This is a genomic window from Proteus sp. LHD240705 (assembly GCF_047921555.1).
Taxonomy (GTDB): Bacteria; Pseudomonadota; Gammaproteobacteria; order Enterobacterales; family Enterobacteriaceae; genus Proteus.
In genome coordinates this window covers 49,709-66,180 of the sequence record NZ_JBLRMI010000002.1, presented here as the reverse complement: position 1 = coordinate 66,180, position 16,472 = coordinate 49,709, and the positions used below count along the sequence as shown (strand labels likewise).

General features: G+C 40.0%; 16 protein-coding genes. 9 read left to right on the top strand and 7 right to left on the bottom strand.

Translation table 11 applies throughout. From position 1 onward, the window contains the following. The first annotated feature begins 52 nt into the window (after window positions 1-52). Together ACNART_RS03680 and panM are read left to right on the top strand one after the other, a co-directional pair. Complete coding sequence (locus ACNART_RS03680) at window positions 53-1,240, top strand: MFS transporter (RefSeq protein WP_368927452.1); 1,188 nt, start codon at window positions 53-55, stop codon at window positions 1,238-1,240. A gap of 11 nt (window positions 1,241-1,251) precedes the next feature. Continuing rightward, entirely contained in the window at window positions 1,252-1,659 is a 408-nt protein-coding gene (gene panM, locus ACNART_RS03675; protein ID WP_368927454.1) for an aspartate 1-decarboxylase autocleavage activator PanM, read from the top strand. Between the two features lie 23 nt (window positions 1,660-1,682). On the opposite strand, the gene ACNART_RS03670 is transcribed toward panM, so the two are convergent. The 5 genes from ACNART_RS03670 to ftsY all read right to left on the bottom strand — a co-directional run bounded on the left by ACNART_RS03670 (window position 1,683) and on the right by ftsY (window position 7,672). Beyond that, the gene (locus ACNART_RS03670) at window positions 1,683-2,825 is read right to left on the bottom strand and encodes a glycerate kinase (RefSeq protein WP_368927456.1); all 1,143 of its coding nucleotides are present in this window, start codon (window positions 2,823-2,825) and stop codon (window positions 1,683-1,685) included. 94 nt (window positions 2,826-2,919) lie between these two features. After that, on the bottom strand, window positions 2,920-3,774 hold the full coding sequence (gene rpoH / locus ACNART_RS03665; protein ID WP_023583733.1) for an RNA polymerase sigma factor RpoH: 855 nt from the start codon (window positions 3,772-3,774) through the stop codon (window positions 2,920-2,922). Window positions 3,775-4,141: 367 nt separating this feature from the next. Then, on the bottom strand, window positions 4,142-5,119 hold the full coding sequence (gene ftsX / locus ACNART_RS03660) for a permease-like cell division protein FtsX (protein WP_109372037.1): 978 nt from the start codon (window positions 5,117-5,119) through the stop codon (window positions 4,142-4,144). Further along, window positions 5,112-5,777, bottom strand: a complete 666-nt coding sequence (gene ftsE, locus ACNART_RS03655) for a cell division ATP-binding protein FtsE (RefSeq protein ID WP_023583735.1) — start codon at window positions 5,775-5,777, stop codon at window positions 5,112-5,114. Before ftsE ends, ftsX begins: the two co-directional genes overlap by 8 nt. Before the next feature lie 5 nt (window positions 5,778-5,782). Then, on the bottom strand, window positions 5,783-7,672 hold the full coding sequence (gene ftsY, locus ACNART_RS03650; protein WP_368927458.1) for a signal recognition particle-docking protein FtsY: 1,890 nt from the start codon (window positions 7,670-7,672) through the stop codon (window positions 5,783-5,785). 228 nt (window positions 7,673-7,900) lie between these two features. On the opposite strand from ftsY, the gene rsmD reads away from it, so the two are divergent. Together rsmD and ACNART_RS03640 are read left to right on the top strand one after the other, a co-directional pair. Next, complete coding sequence (gene rsmD, locus ACNART_RS03645; RefSeq protein WP_368927460.1) at window positions 7,901-8,485, top strand: 16S rRNA (guanine(966)-N(2))-methyltransferase; 585 nt, start codon at window positions 7,901-7,903, stop codon at window positions 8,483-8,485. A 17-nt stretch (window positions 8,486-8,502) separates the two neighbouring features. Next, window positions 8,503-8,799 carry a DUF1145 family protein gene (locus tag ACNART_RS03640; protein ID WP_109372044.1) on the top strand — a complete coding sequence of 99 codons (297 nt, stop codon included), beginning with the start codon at window positions 8,503-8,505 and terminating at the stop codon, window positions 8,797-8,799. 80 nt (window positions 8,800-8,879) lie between these two features. Here the strand turns inward: ACNART_RS03640 and ACNART_RS03635 are convergent, their stop codons facing one another. After that, on the bottom strand, window positions 8,880-9,266 hold the full coding sequence (locus ACNART_RS03635; RefSeq protein WP_198619253.1) for a DUF2500 domain-containing protein: 387 nt from the start codon (window positions 9,264-9,266) through the stop codon (window positions 8,880-8,882). A 147-nt stretch (window positions 9,267-9,413) separates the two neighbouring features. On the opposite strand from ACNART_RS03635, the gene ACNART_RS03630 reads away from it, so the two are divergent. Continuing rightward, window positions 9,414-10,040, top strand: a complete 627-nt coding sequence (locus ACNART_RS03630; protein ID WP_368927462.1) for a lysoplasmalogenase — start codon at window positions 9,414-9,416, stop codon at window positions 10,038-10,040. Window positions 10,041-10,219: 179 nt separating this feature from the next. Further along, window positions 10,220-12,601 (top strand): zinc/cadmium/mercury/lead-transporting ATPase, encoded by a 2,382-nt coding sequence (locus ACNART_RS03625; protein WP_198625932.1) that lies wholly within the window; start codon window positions 10,220-10,222, stop codon window positions 12,599-12,601. Between the two features lie 60 nt (window positions 12,602-12,661). Here ACNART_RS03625 and tusA read toward each other — a convergent pair whose 3' ends face one another. Next, window positions 12,662-12,916 carry a sulfurtransferase TusA gene (tusA, locus tag ACNART_RS03620; RefSeq protein ID WP_109372081.1) on the bottom strand — a complete coding sequence of 85 codons (255 nt, stop codon included), beginning with the start codon at window positions 12,914-12,916 and terminating at the stop codon, window positions 12,662-12,664. 205 nt (window positions 12,917-13,121) lie between these two features. Here tusA and ACNART_RS03615 point away from each other — a divergent pair, with 205 nt between their 5' ends. The 3 genes from ACNART_RS03615 (at window position 13,122) to ACNART_RS03605 (ending at window position 16,469) form a co-directional block, all read left to right on the top strand. Then, entirely contained in the window at window positions 13,122-13,796 is a 675-nt protein-coding gene (locus tag ACNART_RS03615; RefSeq protein WP_196532411.1) for a 7-cyano-7-deazaguanine/7-aminomethyl-7-deazaguanine transporter, read from the top strand. Between the two features lie 364 nt (window positions 13,797-14,160). After that, window positions 14,161-15,264 (top strand): glycerol dehydrogenase, encoded by a 1,104-nt coding sequence (locus ACNART_RS03610; protein ID WP_198619251.1) that lies wholly within the window; start codon window positions 14,161-14,163, stop codon window positions 15,262-15,264. Between the two features lie 59 nt (window positions 15,265-15,323). Continuing rightward, the gene (locus tag ACNART_RS03605; RefSeq protein WP_196532413.1) at window positions 15,324-16,469 is read left to right on the top strand and encodes a phosphoenolpyruvate-utilizing N-terminal domain-containing protein; all 1,146 of its coding nucleotides are present in this window, start codon (window positions 15,324-15,326) and stop codon (window positions 16,467-16,469) included. Window positions 16,470-16,472: the final 3 nt, after the last annotated feature.

Sequence of the window (16,472 nt, the reverse complement as noted above, 5' to 3'; positions counted from 1 at the left end):
TCGCTATTATCTATTTTGTTTCCGTGGAAACAAAATAACAAAGGGCAATATTATGAAACTATCAATCCGCAGTCTATTTTATCTCATTTGCTTTAGCGCGCTGCTGGGCTCTTTGGCGCAAAATATCTATACCCCTGTACTTCCCTTGATCCAACAGCTATTTAATACCACGTTATCATTGGTTAATTTAACGGTATCTGCATTTACTTTTTCTATGGCTGTTATGCAACTATTTTACGGCTCATTGATTGATAAATGGGGAAGAAAACCTATTTTGCTTGGCGGATTAGCCATTTCAATCGTGGGAGCTTTGGGCTGTGTTTGGTCTGACTCTATTGGCGTATTGATTTTTTGGCGGGTGATCCAAGCCATCGGTATCGCGGCTATTCCTGTGGTTGCAGCCACTATTCTTGGGGATCTTTATCAAGGAAACGAGCGTGCTAAAGCAATGGGATCATATCAAATGTTATTAGCACTAGCTCCTGCTTGTGGTCCTTTATTAGGCGGGTATTTAGCGCAACATTATCAATATCAAGGTATTTTTATTTTCTTGGCCATAGTCGGTGTCATATTACTTATTACGCATCTCTTTTATTTACCTGAAACACGTCCAGAACAGAAAGAAGCTTTTAAAAGCATGTCTGCAATGCAACAAGTACTTATGGCGCCTGCGGGTAAATCTATATTTGTCATCAGTTTTATGGTGTTTTATAACTATTTTTGTCTCTTAGTATTTTTACCCTTAATAGCCTTTCATCTCTATCAGCTTAACAGTACCAAAATCGGTGGATTGTATGTCCCTATGTCTATTGCACTGATTTCAGGTAGCTATCTTTACCGTAGGATTTGCCATTTATTTAGCATTGAATTTGGTGTAATTATAACCTCCTGTATTAACCTGATTATGCTGACGCTATTTGCACTCTTTTGGCAAATATCACTTCCTATGATGTTGGGTTTAACTGTGTTATATGGGCTTTCTCTCGGATTAACCATGCCAACACATACCACATTATTAGCGAGTTATTTCAGTACAATGAGAGCAACCGCAATGGGGATTTATAACTTTATTCGTTATTGTGGAATGGCTGCGGGTCCTATGGTGGCGACCTATTTTGTCACTGGTAATAGTTATGAGTATGTCTTTTATTCTTGTGTGATCTTCACGAGTTTGGCATTGTGTTTCACATTCAAAACATTAATGTCATCATTAAAAGAAAAAAGGCACACTGCAAACTAACAGGAAATTTGATGAAACTGACCATTGAAAAACTGACACAGCTTTCAACACAAGACCGTATCGATTTAGGTAAAATTTGGCAAGAGCCTTGTTATCAACATGCACTAACAACCGAAATTACCGAAGATAACACTCTCTTTGTGGCACGTTTTAATGAGCGATTACTGGCGGCTTGCCGTATTCAATTATCGGGTAATAAAGCGATAATCACCGATTTTATGGTCAGAGAAGTAACACGTCGCCGTGGTGTTGGGCATTATTTACTGACACAATGTTTATCTGCATATCCTGATATTCCCCATTGGCAAGCAATAAGCTTATCCAACGAAGAAAATGGATATGATGTTGCACATGCTTTTTTAACATACCATCAATTTAATCCATCACCACAATCTGATCTCTATGTTCTCAATATTTGACAATATTCTTACTCTAAACAATTCTACAACTTGATATATGACGAATAATAAAGCCTCGCCACATTATAAGCCGTCTCATTAAGATTTTTTTGCGCATTACTTAACGCATCAGAAAGTGTAGAAACACCAGGAACAATAGAAAAAACCGCATCAATACCCTGCTGATGAACTACATCGTAATCTGATAAATAACCACCGACCAACGCAATAACAGGAAGGTGGTATTTTTTTGCCAACTTAGCAACGCCTGTTGGTGTTTTACCTTGCGCCGATTGGCTATCCATTCTCCCCTCGCCCGTGATCACCAAATCTGCATCAATAAAATATTTTTCTAATTCAACAGCTTTAGCTACCAATTCGACACCTTGCGAAAGTCTTGCTTGCGTAAATGCAAGCAAAGGCAGAGCCAATCCTCCCGCAGCACCACTTCCTGCTATATGGATAAGAGTGCGTTGCGTCATTTTCTCAAGATAAGTACCAAAATGGTGTAATGCGTTATCAAGTTGCGCAATATCGTCTTTGGTTGCTCCTTTTTGTGGACCAAAAATAGCGGATGCTCCTTTTTCGCCACACAATGGATTAGTGACATCGCAAGCAATCTCAATTTCAATATGTTTTAGTTTGGGATTGAGTTTGGTGATATCAATAGAATGAAGTTGGGCTAATGATAGCCCTCCAAAAGGTAAAGATGCCCCAAACTTATCTTTAAGACCAAGACCGAGTGCTTGCATCATCCCTGCACCAGCGTCATTTGTAGCACTGCCACCTAATCCTAAAATAATTTTTTTAACGCCCATTTCAAGTGCGGCATTAATTAATTCACCCGTACCATAACTGGTCGTTAATTTGGGATCACGTTGAGATGAAGGAATAAGATGAAGACCAGAAGCTTGTGCCATTTCAATCACAGCGGTGGTGTTATCACCTAAAAGTCCCCACGTTGCGGTCACTTGTTTACCTAAAGGCGAACACACTTGTGTAGAGATAAAACGGCCTTGCGTTGCATCCACCAGCGATGTCACCGTGCCTTCACCACCATCCGCCATAGGAATACAACAATACTGAGCATCGGGTAAATAACGTGAAAAACCCTGTTTTATTGCTGTTGCAACTTCTTTCGCACTTAAACTTTCTTTAAAAGAATCAGGGGCGATAACTATTTTCACGTTATTTTCTCCAAGCAATAAAAAAGCGATATTTTCATATCGCTTTTATAACATACTCTACTTTATGGGAGCGTGTGCTTGGTCTGAAATGTGATTAATCTTCAATCGCTAAACGCAATTTCTTCATCGCATTTTTTTCCAATTGACGAACACGCTCGGCAGAAACACCGTATTTTGTCGCCAAGTCTTGCAATGTCGATTTGTTATCATCATCTAACCAACGAGCACGAATAATGTCTTGGCTACGTTCATCAAGAGTTTCAATTGCTGACGTCAGTTTATCTGTCGCATGATTATCCCAGTTATCTTCTTCAATGCCGTCGGCAAAGTCAGAAGACTTATCTTCTAGGAAGAGTACAGGAGCAATAGGATGTGAGTCATCACTATCGTCAGCGGTCATATCAAATGCCATATCTTGTGCTGACATCCGTGATTCCATTTCTCGGACATCACTTTCTGATACACCTAATTCTCTTGCAACAAGCTCCACTTCATCTTGATTAAACCAACCTAAACGCTTTTTATTTTTTCGCAGATTAAAAAATAGTTTACGTTGTGATTTTGTGGTCGCGACTTTCACGATACGCCAGTTGCGTAGCACATATTCGTGAATTTCAGCTTTGATCCAATGCACAGCAAAAGAGACTAGTCGAACACCCACTTCTGGGTTAAAACGACGAACCGCTTTCATCAAACCAATATTACCTTCTTGGATAAGATCAGCTTGTGGTAAGCCGTAACCTGAATAGCTACGAGCAACATGAATAACGAAGCGTAGATGTGAAAGGATAAGCGTTCTTGCTGCATCCAAGTCACCATCGTAATGCAGCCGTTCAGCGAGTTCCTTTTCTTCCTCTGCGGTTAACATCGGATAGGAATTGGCTGCACGTATATACGCTTCGATGCTGCCTTGCGGAACCAATGCTAAGGATTGCATTTCTTTTGTCATTCAAATCCTCATGAAAATCAAATAAATAATTAAAATTATCGCTGTAAGGGAAAATAGATGAGCCTTATAAATATAGCTTAAATAGGAAGTCTGTTAAGGTTTTTTACGATGTGTTTTTATCATAACGACTATTTGACCAGCATAAAGACTAAAGGTTCATCTCGCATCTATGTTTACATATCTTTGTACTTTTCTATCACAGAAGCAAATATGACTGTTGCCTTATCGTAGAAAAGAGTGCGTGCATTATTATGCCAGAGACGGGGCGTCGATAAAATGGCTGGGTGACGATATTAACGTAACCCAGCCTGATAAAAAAATATCTTCTCATTATTTATGAGGATAAGTATAAAAATGCTCTAATTCATTATTCTGGTGTGAATTGACGCAAATGTTGCATTGTTGTCAACCATGCAGCAAGCCAACCAATTGTCATAGCAACTAGAATAAGAATGATAGATTCATCAAAACCTAGTCCTGAAATGGAAAATGAAGTCCCAAACACGATCGCAGCTTGAGTCACTACATCAGAGAGTTTCCACACCAGTAAAGCTGAAAAGATCAGGGCAAATACGGCACCAATAAAGCCGAGGATCAATCCCCAATTAAGGAAAGGACGCATAATAAAGCCATCAGTTGCACCAATTAGCTTCATCACATTAATGGTGTCACGGCGACTGAAAATATTGAGGCGCACACTGTTACCAATTACCAATAACAGGGCAACAACCATCAATGTGCCAATCACCAAAGCAATTTGCCCGACTAATGAAGTTAACGTTGAAAGCCGAGTAAACCAACTATCATCCATTCTTACTTCGTCAACACCGGGTATTTTCGCTACTGTATCACGCAAATTCGTCATTAATTGTTGATCGCTAGGCTCCATAACAGGTGTCACAATCGCAACCGCAGGTAATGGATTCTCTTCTAACATATCTAACGCACTGCTAAAGCCAGCCCAAGAACGAAATTCTACTAGCGAATCTTGTCGTGAAAGATAGTTAACATCTTCGACTTTTTCTAAGGCTTCTATTTTTTTGATCGTGGCTTCAGCTAATGAATCATCAAGAGATTTATCAAGATAAACAGTTAATTGTGGTGTTGGATACCATTGTTCTGACGCAGTTGAGACATTCTTCCAGACAATATAGAAGATGCTAGGTAAGGTGAGTGATATAGCGACAACCATTACCGTTAAAAAAGAGGAGAGCGGCTGGCGTAAAAAATCAGCCATAGTATTACGCCATGCGTAACGCCATTGTTCTCGTCTTCCCCCTTTTAGCGCCTTGGTTTTTGCACCTGGCGTTGGCATTGATTTACGGGAACTTTTTGCTTTAGCCATTTTGTCCTCCCACCATTCTGCCTTGCCCTAATGTAAGAATACGATAATTTCTACGCTCTATCAGAGACATATCGTGCGTCGCCATTAACACCGTTACACCAACACGGTTGAACTCTTCAAAAAGGCGCATGATACCTTCTGAAAGCTCACCATCAAGATTACCTGTTGGTTCATCTGCGAGTAAAACTGTCGGTTTATTCACAACAGCGCGCGCAATACCGACACGCTGTTGTTCACCACCAGAGAGTTGAATAGGATAATTTTTGGCTTTATCCAATAGTCCTACTTTATCTAAAGCGGCTGAAACTCTTCGCCGAATATCCTCTTCACTCGCGCCAGCAATAATCAGGGGAAGAGATACGTTGTCATAAACCGTTCGATCCATCAATAAGTGGTGATCTTGGAAGATCATCCCAATTTGACGACGCAGAAAAGGGATCTCACTATTTTTTAGTCTACTGATATCATGACCAGCAAACCAAATAGCACCATCACTTGGTCGTTCTATTCCACAAATTAACTTAAGCAATGTACTTTTACCGGCGCCAGAGTGACCCGTTAAAAAAGCCATTTCACCAGGGCGAAGATGAAAATCAACTCCCTGTAATGCTTGTCTTCCACCTAAATAAGCCTTGCTGACGTGTTCGAAGCGGATCATTAAAACTACTCCTCGCGGGCAAACAGAGCCTCAATAAAATCGTCGGCCTTAAACGGACGTAGATCTTCAATACCTTCACCTACCCCGATATAACGGATAGGAATACTAAACTGATCAGCTATGGAGAAGATAACGCCCCCTTTTGCTGTACCATCGAGTTTAGTCAATGTTAATCCAGTTAGCCCAACTGTTTCATTAAAGAGTTTTGCCTGACTAACTGCATTTTGTCCAGTACTTGCATCTAACGTCAGCATCACTTCGTGTGGTGCTTCTTCGTCTAATTTCTTCATAACACGAACGATTTTTTTCAGCTCTTCCATTAAATGGGATTTATTCTGCAATCGTCCTGCGGTATCAGCAATAAGAACATCGACACCTTTTGCTTGGGCTGATTGAATTGCATCAAAAATAACAGATGCAGGATCAGCGCCAGTATGTTGTGCCACAACAGGGATATTATTACGCTCGCCCCAAACTTGTAACTGTTCAACAGCCGCAGCTCGGAATGTATCACCGGCAGCTAACATGACAGATTTACCTTCAGCTTGGTATTGTCGCGCTAATTTTCCGATTGTGGTTGTTTTACCAACACCATTAACGCCAACCATTAAAATAACAAAAGGTTTTTTACCTTCAATATTTAATGGTTTATCAACCTTACTTAAAATATCGCCCATCTCTTCACGTAATTTTCCGTAAAGGGCTTCAGCATCTTTAAGATCTTTATGAGTGGCGTGTTTGGTCAGGCTAGTGATGATTTTAGTGGTGGTTTCCATACCCACATCAGCAATTAAGAGTTGCTCTTCTAACTCTTCAAAAAGCTCATCATCAATTTTCTTACCACGAAATAGGCTAAGGAACCCTGAACCTAAGTTCTGGCGAGTTTTCAGTAAACCTTTTTTCAGTCGGCTAAAAAAGCCTTCTTTCTTAGGTTTCTCTTGTTCAACAACTTTATCTGCTAGTACTTCTTCGCGTAAAGATTCAATATCTTCAGCTTCCGCTTGCGCAATAGCAAGACGTTCGTTTTCTTCTTGCGCTAAACGTTGAGCTTCAGCTTCTTGAGCCAAACGCTCTTGCTCTAAACGCGCCGCTTCTTGACGCTGTGCTTCTAAACGTTCTTGTTCCGCTTTTAGTTCAGCTTGGCGTTGCGCTTCCTCTTGCGCTAAACGTTGGGCTTCAGCTTCTTGAGCCAGACGCTCTTGCTCTAAACGCGCCGCTTCTTGACGTTCTTGTTCCGCTTTTAGTTCAGCTTGGCGTTGCGCTTCTTCTTGCGCTAAACGTTGAGCTTCAGCTTCTTGAGCCAGACGCTCTTGCTCTAAACGCGCCGCTTCTTGACGCTGTGCTTCTAAACGTTCTTGTTCCGCTTTTAGTTCAGCTTGGCGCTGCGCTTCCTCTTGCGCTAAACGTTGAGTTTCAGCTTCTTGAGCCAAACGCTCTTGCTCTAAACGCGCCGCTTCTTGACGCTGTGCTTCTAAACGTTCTTGTTCCGCTTTTAGTTCAGCTTGACGTTGCGCTTCCTCTTGCGCTAAACGTTGAGCTTGTGCTTCTTGAGCCAGACGGGCTTGTTCTGCATGCTCGGCCTCTAAACGCGCTTGCTCTGCATCTATTTCTGCTTGGCGCTGGGCTTTCTCTTGTTCTAAACGTTGTTTTTCAGCTTCTTGTGCCAATCTATCTTGCACAACACGTTGCGCTTCTTGGCGCTCTACTTCTAAACGTTCTTGTTCCGCTTCTAATTGCGCTTGACGAGCCGCTTCTTCTTGCGCCTCTTTTGCCAAACGTTCTTGTTCTAAACGCTCTTCTTCTAAGCGTTGCTGTTCTTTCTCTTGCTCAATATTTTCTTCTTTGTTACGCCCAAAACCGAGCCACGAGAAAAAACCTTTTTTTTCTTTTGCCATTAGCTACTAAACTCCTCGCACTAAATCATGGCGCGATTACATTGACGATATTGAAAATAATAATGAAGTCTATCATTTGATCATAGATAAACGCATCTTTTATACGAATTTTATGGTAAATTATTGCGGATTAAATCAAGGGAAGTCATCGAGATAACAACAGACACGAATTCCTTATTCCCAAAGACACTCCAAAACTCACGTTTAAACGATATAAATCAAAATAATATGGCCAAAAAACCACAAAAAGCCCCAATGGGACAAATCAGAATAATTGGGGGAAAATGGCGTGGTCGTAAACTTCCTGTTCTCGATAGCCAAGGATTACGACCAACAACGGATAGAGTGAAAGAAACGCTCTTTAATTGGCTAATGCCTGTTATCCAAGATGCCCGTTGCCTCGACTGTTTTGCAGGAAGCGGTGGTTTAGGAATTGAAGCTCTTTCTCGCTATGCTCGTGAAACCACGTTTATCGAATATGAACGTGCCGTTGCCCAACAAATTACCGCAAACTTAACCTTACTAAATGCAGAAAATGGGCATGTCATTCAAGACAGTGCATTGTCATATCTCGCTAAACAAGGTTCACCTTATAATATCGTTTTTTTAGATCCTCCTTTTCATAAAGGCATGTTGTCAGACACTATCCAATTATTAGAAAATAACGGCTGGTTAGCGCAAGATTGCTATATTTATATCGAGGAAGAAATTAAAGCACAGACTTATACGCTTCCTACCACTTGGACATTGCATAGAGAGAAGATCGCAGGGCAAGTTGCGTATCGTCTTTATATTCGCAATCTATCTGCTTAATTTTTTATGGAGCTGCTATGTTAATCTTTTTTGGCCGATTTTTAATGGTCGGTGTTTGGGGCTTTCTATTTTTAAATATTATTTCCCCGTTTCCTAAGCCTTTAAAATATTTTATGGATATCGCCATGATTTTTATGGTGATTATGCATGGTTTACAAATTGTCATGTATAAAGCAGGACAGCCTAAAGATCAAAAACCGTCAACGGCATTACAATTTCGTATTTTCTTTTTTGGTATTTTTGAGCTATTAAAAATACAAAAAGAACTACGAAAAGAATACGAAGAAAAACAAAAGAATAAAACGAAACAATAACCGTAATATCGTTATATCCTCGCAATTATCTGGGGTGGCCAACCAACCCCAGAGGTTGCCAACCTTATCAACAAATTCTCTTATTTCTTGTTTGATTCATCATTTGGCATATCAGTTTCAAATTTCACAAAACGACTGCCTTGCATAAATAAACGCCCTTTCATTTTAGGCTCGATGTCTTGATAAGACGATTTATCAATCTTTAACACTAAATCTTTACGCGAGTCAGTGGTTAAACGAAAAGTCACTTGATAATAATGTGTTGTTTCAGGGCCATTCACATCATTTTCTCTTGAGCGCCGTTCATTTGCAGCAACTTCTTTTTTATCAATCACTTCGACCATATAGAGTGTAACAGGTGAATTATCATCACTTATTCGCTGCTTTCTTTGTTCAAAAAAACGATAAGTTGCTGACGCTATAATAACGATCAGTACCGCAATTCCTAAAATAGCCGCTTTATTCATTACATTAATTCCTATCGTTATATGGATTAAAAAGTAAGGTGCTTTATATTATTTTAATAAGTCCGTCAGTTTCGTCATTAACCGCTATTCTTAAATTAAACTTTCTGTTATCAATAATAAAACAGTTCTAAATATAAGGAAGATATTATGAGTTGGCCTTTTCTCGCCGTATTATTCTCTGGGTGGCTTTATATCGATGCAGCATATCGAGGCCCTAATTGGCAACGATGGTTATTCCGTCCTATCACGCTACTTCTTTTATTACTTTGGGCATGGCAAGTTCCTGAACACAGTATCAATAGCTACCTTATTGTAGGTGCATTATTAGCTACTTTGCTTTCTGACATATTAAGAATGTTTGATAGTAAGTATTTACTACCCTCCTTTGCTTTGGTTTTCTTAAGCTACATTCTTTATATGGTCAGCTTTTTATTACCACTGCAACTCTCTTTCTATCTTCCTTTACTTGGATTCGCCATTCTTGCTTTCATTATCATTTTAGTGATTGTTTGGAGCAAGCTCGATAAATTAGCTATCCCAGCATCTCTTACTTTATTAGCTGCATTTGCTATGTTTTGGATTGCTGGAGAAAAATTCTTCTACTTAAGTAACGATTACAACCTATCTATTATGATTGGCTCATTGTTGTTAGTAATTGCTTACTCCATATGGCTTATCAACCGCTTCCGCTTCTCATTCTCGGCTTCTAAAGGGCTTGTCAGCGCCTGTTATTTTATTGGGCATTTCTTTATCGTCAGAGCCTTATTCATTTAGCATCCATTAACCCCTTGTTTTTACAAAATAGAATGAGGGGTTAATTTTTTGACCTAATTCGCACTTTTTGCCAATGAATATGCCTTCGATATCTTGACTCTGGACTCTACTCCAAGCTGTAAAGTACTTATCAGATAAATGAATTTAAACTTTACTTTGTTGAACAAGGAGAGCCAGTTATGACTAAACATGCTCATCAACACGATAATCATAAACATACCGATGCTTGCTGCTCAAGCTCTCAATGCTGTTCAGGTCACTCAGAGAATAGTACGCACTCACATACTGAAAGCGAACATTCTCATACCAAGATAGATAAAAGTGATCCTGAATCCGAGGATGAGCATCACCATGATCATGATGGTCACGATCATAGCCATGATGGGCATAGTCATGCTCATGGAAGCTGTGATATCAACGCCCCTGTTTCTAACATTGAGCCAGAAAAGATTGCACAACAACGCTTTAGCTGGAAAGTGCAAGGTATGGACTGCCCAAGTTGTGCACAAAAAATTGAAACCGCAGCACTTAAAGTGGCTGGTGTAAAACAAGCAAAAGTCCTTTTTGCCACCGAAAAATTGGTCGTTGATGCGGATAGCGATCTACGCGCAGATGTCATTGCCGCAATTAACAGTGCAGGATTTGAGCTTTTTGATCTTTCATCTCCTCAATCTAAAAAAGTGGCTAAGCAAAGCCTATTAAAAGAGAGCTCGTTTGTCATTGTACTTGCGATTTTAATGGCGATTAGCTGGGGTGCTGAGTTTATTGATCCTCAAGCAGGACGTGCCGCTTTTCTTGCAACAACCTTAATTGGCCTATTCCCCATTGTGAAAAAGTCTTTGCAACTTATTCGCAGTGGTACACCTTTCGCCATAGAAACGTTGATGAGTGTTGCCGCAATTGGTGCGCTCTTTATTAATGCTACCGAAGAAGCAGCAATGGTTATTTTGCTGTTTATGATTGGTGAAATGCTGGAGTCTTATGCCGCAGGACGCGCTCGTCGTGGTGTCAGTGCATTAATGGCATTAGTGCCAGAAGAAGCGACATTAATCAAAGATGGTAAAAAACAAACTGTGCCTGTTGCGCAATTACGTCCAGGCGACATCATCGAAATTGCACCAGGTTCACGCTTACCCACAGATGCGGAATTAGTCAGTGCATTTGCAAGCTTTGATGAAAGTGCATTAACGGGTGAATCCGTACCAGTAGAGCGTCTACAAGGCGAAAAAGTAGCAGCAGGTTGTTTATCTGTGGATAGATCTGTACAGATGAAAGTGGTATCTGAACAAGGACAAAATGCTATCGACCGTATTTTGCAATTGATTGAAGAAGCTGAAGAGCGTAGAGCGCCGATTGAGCGTTTTGTGGACCGCTTTAGCCGCTACTATACCCCTGCTATTATGCTGTTCTCTGCATTAGTGATTATTGTGCCACCACTGTTCTTTGCTCAGCCTTGGGAAACATGGTTCTATCGCGGCTTAACGCTGTTATTGATTGGTTGTCCTTGTGCGTTGGTTATCTCAACACCAGCAGCAATTACCTCAGCATTAGCTGCTGCTACAAAACGTGGTGCGTTAATTAAAGGAGGTGCAGCGTTAGAGCAATTAGGCACCGTTAATACCATCGCACTTGATAAAACAGGTACATTGACTGAAGGGAAACCTCAAGTTACGGATGTTGTTGCTGAAACGGGGTTTAATGAAAAAGAAGTCCTGACTTTTGCTTCATCCGTAGAAGTCGGATCACATCACCCATTAGCAAAAGCCATTATCAATAAAGCACAAGAACAAGGCGTGCTTGTTGTTGAAGCGGAAGATCGTAAAGCCTTAGCGGGTAAAGGTATTGAAGGTTATTTAAATAGCCAACACATTCTAGTGAGTGCGCCGTCTCAATTATCAGAAACAACAACATTATCGCCTCAATGGCAACAAGAGGTTGCACGCCTTGAAGATGAAGGTAAAACCGTTGTTGTTGTATTAAAAGAGAGTCAGCTAATCGGTGTTATTGCTATGCAAGATACCTTACGCAGTGATGCCATTGAATCAATGAAATTATTGAAAGAGATGAACATTAATGCCGTAATGCTAACGGGCGATAACCCAAGAGCCGCAGCGGCGATTGCGAAAAAACTTGGCATGGATTTCCGTGCAGGATTACTCCCTGAAGATAAAGTGACTTCAGTGATGGAAATCAGTAAAACGCATAACACCATGATGGTCGGTGATGGTATTAACGATGCGCCAGCAATGAAAGCAGCGACTATTGGTGTTGCAATGGGAAGCGGAACTGATGTCGCACTGGAAACCGCAGATGCAGCATTAACACATAACCGTTTAACAGGTTTACCTGAAATTATTCAGTTATCTCGTGCAACACGCAAAATCATTCGTGAAAACATCACTATCGCGCTAGGCTTAAAAGCCGTGTTCTTAGTGACCAGCTTATTAGGAATAACAGGGCTTTGGGTTGCAGTATTGGCTGACTCTGGTGCAACAGCCCTTGTCACCGCCAATGCCGTAAGATTGTTAAGAGTAAAACTTAAATCATCTAGCAAAGAATAAACTAAAAAACCCAAACTTCAATAATTGAGGTTTGGGTTATTTTTTTAGCGCGATGATAAATTACAGATTGCTCTCTTTTTTACGGATAAGATAACGATAAGGTGCAGATTCAGTCTCTTGATTTAATAAATCATGTTCCATAAAACGGCAAAAGCCGGGAATATCACGCACTGTGGCAGGATCATCCGCAATGACTAAAAGCGTATCACCTAATGCCATATTTCTTATGGTTTTACGCACTAACATCACAGGCTCAGGGCAACGTAGGCCTAGCGTATCTAATGTCTTAGTTGCATCATCAAATTGAGCATTCATTCTATTAACCATTCTTCTTACACTGACAGATTGTGTCATTATATCTCGCTTTCGTGTTCACATCACGGCACATTAAGCACAAAGGTATTCCCGCTAACCTTTGCTTTTGTTGCGCAACAGGCGTATTATGCGCATCCTCTCATTTAAGAGAGAAATCACTGTTTTATTGGGTTCCCTCACCCCAATCACTAAAAAGGTACAATTTATGTATACGTTTACTCCCCGCCAAAAAGCGGTGGCGCTGTTATGGCTTTCTTTGTTCCACATTCTGATAATTACATCTAGTAACTATCTTGTGCAATTGCCTATCTCCATTTTTGGTTTCCATACCACTTGGGGTGCCTTTACTTTTCCGTTTATTTTTCTGGCGACAGATTTAACGGTTCGTATTTATGGTGCGCCTTTGGCTCGACGCATTATTACTGCCGTCATGATCCCTGCATTAGCGATTTCTTACCTGATCTCAACGCTCTTTTTCCAAGGAAGTTGGCAAGGTTTTGCCTCATTAACTGATTTTAATATCATGGTGGCAAGAATTGCGACAGCAAGCTTTATGGCTTATGTGTTAGGTCAAATCATGGATGTGTCTGTCTTTAATCGTTTAAGACAACAACAAAAATGGTGGGTAGCACCAAGTGCAGCGATGTTCTTTGGTAATTTACTCGACACACTCGCCTTCTTCTTTATTGCATTTTATCGTAGTACTGACGCATTTATGGCGGAGAATTGGGTTGAAATTGCATTGGTTGACTACGTGTTTAAATTGACCATCTGTATGCTGTTTTTCTTGCCTGCATATGGTGTTTTGTTGAATTTTATTTTGCGTCACTTTTTCGCACAAGAAAATCAAAAACAAGATTATGCTGAAATTCGCTCATAATCTGTCTCACCTCGCAAAAAAATAATGACATAAATGTCATAATTCAAATAATAAAGCTTCATAAGTCAATTTTATGAAGCTTTATTCTGCCTGAAATAATTTATTATTTTACGTAAATATTTCTTATAGTAATTAATTAGCATGATTAGTCAAACAACGTACAGAATATTACTTAAATATCATTATTATGATGTTTTTTGCATGCTAATATAAAAATGATTAATTATTTACAATGAAATATTTTATTCGTCTATTAAACTGTTAATGTATTTAAGTTCATCTCCATAGAATTCTGTGTCAATTGGGATGACAAGCCCCACCATAAGGATTTTTTACTCTCTTTTGCGAATAGTAGGAGTCTATTATGTTAAAAGTTATTCAATCCCCCGCTAAATATATTCAAGGACCAGATGCGCTATACCATATTGGTAAATACGCAAAACCTTTTGGCGATAGAGCACTGATTATTGCTGATAAATTTGTTATGGATCTCGTCGGAAGTACCGTCAAAGACAGCATGTCTCAATATGAAGTGAATGGGCACTTTGAACTGTTTAATGGTGAATGCACACACAAGGAAATCAATCGGTTATCTGAACTCGCAAAAGCACAAGCCTCTCTTGTGATCATCGGCGTTGGTGGAGGTAAAACACTTGATACTGCCAAAGCTGTTGCTTATAAATGTCAGCTTCCTGTCGTCATCTCTCCAACCATTGCTTCCACTGATGCACCAACAAGCGCACTTTCTGTCATTTATACAGAATTAGGCGCGTTTGATAGTTACCTTTTCTACCCAACAAATCCTGATGTTGTCGTGATGGACACCAATATCATCGCTTCTGCACCAGCTCGTTTATTAGTGTCTGGAATGGGAGATGCTTTAGCAACCTACTTCGAAGCAAGAGCCTGTAGTCATGCCCAAAAACAGACTATGGCAGGAGGCAAATCAACACTAGCAGCTCTAGCTCTGGCTGAACTTTGCTATAACACTCTTTTAGAAGATGGTTATAAAGCAAAACTCGCAGTCAGCCGAGGTGTTTGTACAACTGCAGTAGAAAATATTATCGAAGCTAATACCTTCTTAAGTGGTATCGGTTTTGAAAGTGCGGGTCTTGCAGCTGCCCATGCTATTCATAATGGGTTTACGGCATTAGAAGAGTGTCACAATATGTACCATGGTGAAAAAGTCGCCTTTGGTACATTAGTCCAATTAGTGTTAGAAAACAGTCCATTAGAAGAGTTAGAAGAGTTCCTCGATTTCTGTATTTTAGTCGGGCTACCGGTCACTTTAGAAGAGTTGGGTATCAATGCAACAGGCGATGAATTAAATGAAAAAATCATGGCGGTTGCTGAGTTAAGTTGTGCTGAAGGTGAGACAATTTACAACATGCCATTTGATATCGATTCCGATAAGGTTTATGCCGCTATTTTAACTGCCGACCAATTAGGACGGGAATGGCTTTATTAAAGCCTGAGTAAACAGGGAGTGTTTATCTCCCTGTTTGCATTTACAAAAAAGGGTGATTTATGGTCAGTATCGTATTAGTTTCAAAGAGCCTTACGCTCGCCAATGGTATTAAAGAGCTCGTTAATCAGACTGTAGATCGCCAAGTAAAAATTGCCATTGCGACCAACTACCAAACACCCTCTGATCTTGCTAATGAAGTGTCACCAGAAACGATACTCACAGCAATTAAAAAGTGTTATAGCAAACAAGGTGTACTCGTTTTACTCGATACTTATCATTCAGCACAAAATGCAGCACTCGCTATCGCTAATCTGGAGCATAACGTAGCCACTAACGTCGCGTTAAGTTCAGCACCAATTGTTGAAGGCACCTTGGCTGCCGCCAATAGTATTGCGTTAGGCGCTTCGCTTGAAGAAGCAGAAAAAGCGGCGCATAAAACCATTACAATTAAAAAACTGCAATTAGGTGAAAATCTGCCTAATTTTAATATTCACCCTAAAAACACAAATTACGAACCTGTCAGAATTATCACCGCACCTGTTTGGTTATACCCTTATCATCGTTTTGTGATCCCTCGTAAAAAAATATCCTCTCACTTATTACTTGAAGAGCAAAAACGTCTCGTAAAAGCCATTGAGCGATCCAAAAAAGATATAGACTGGTTAACAGAAGAAGCGTACCGCACGATTGGAGAACAATATGCCCATATTTTTTCTAGTCACCGCTTCTTATTAGAAAATACCGAATTACAACTGACTGTATGTAGCATGATAAGCAAACATCACTGTAATGCTGAATTTGCCTTACAGCAGACATTCATTGATTTAATAGATACTTATGCGCAAATGGATGATGATAATATGCGTGCTCGTGAAAGTGATTTAGATGATATTTTATCTCGATTACTACGCTATTTAACTTCAGCACCTCCGCCAATCACGCATCCTCCTTATACAAACGCAATTCTGGTGACAAAACAGCTTCATCCCTCCACATTAATGGCTCTTGATACCAATAAGATTAAAGGAATTTTATTAAGCCACGGCAATCCTCTGTCTAATACAACCGTATTGGCTAATGCACTAGATATTCCAATTATTAATGAAGCCGGAAAACAAGCGCTCTCGCTGACCGACGGGCAAAATATAACGCTCAAAAAAGTCCAAAATATTTGGCTTTATCAAAATACCTATATCTCACATTAAAAA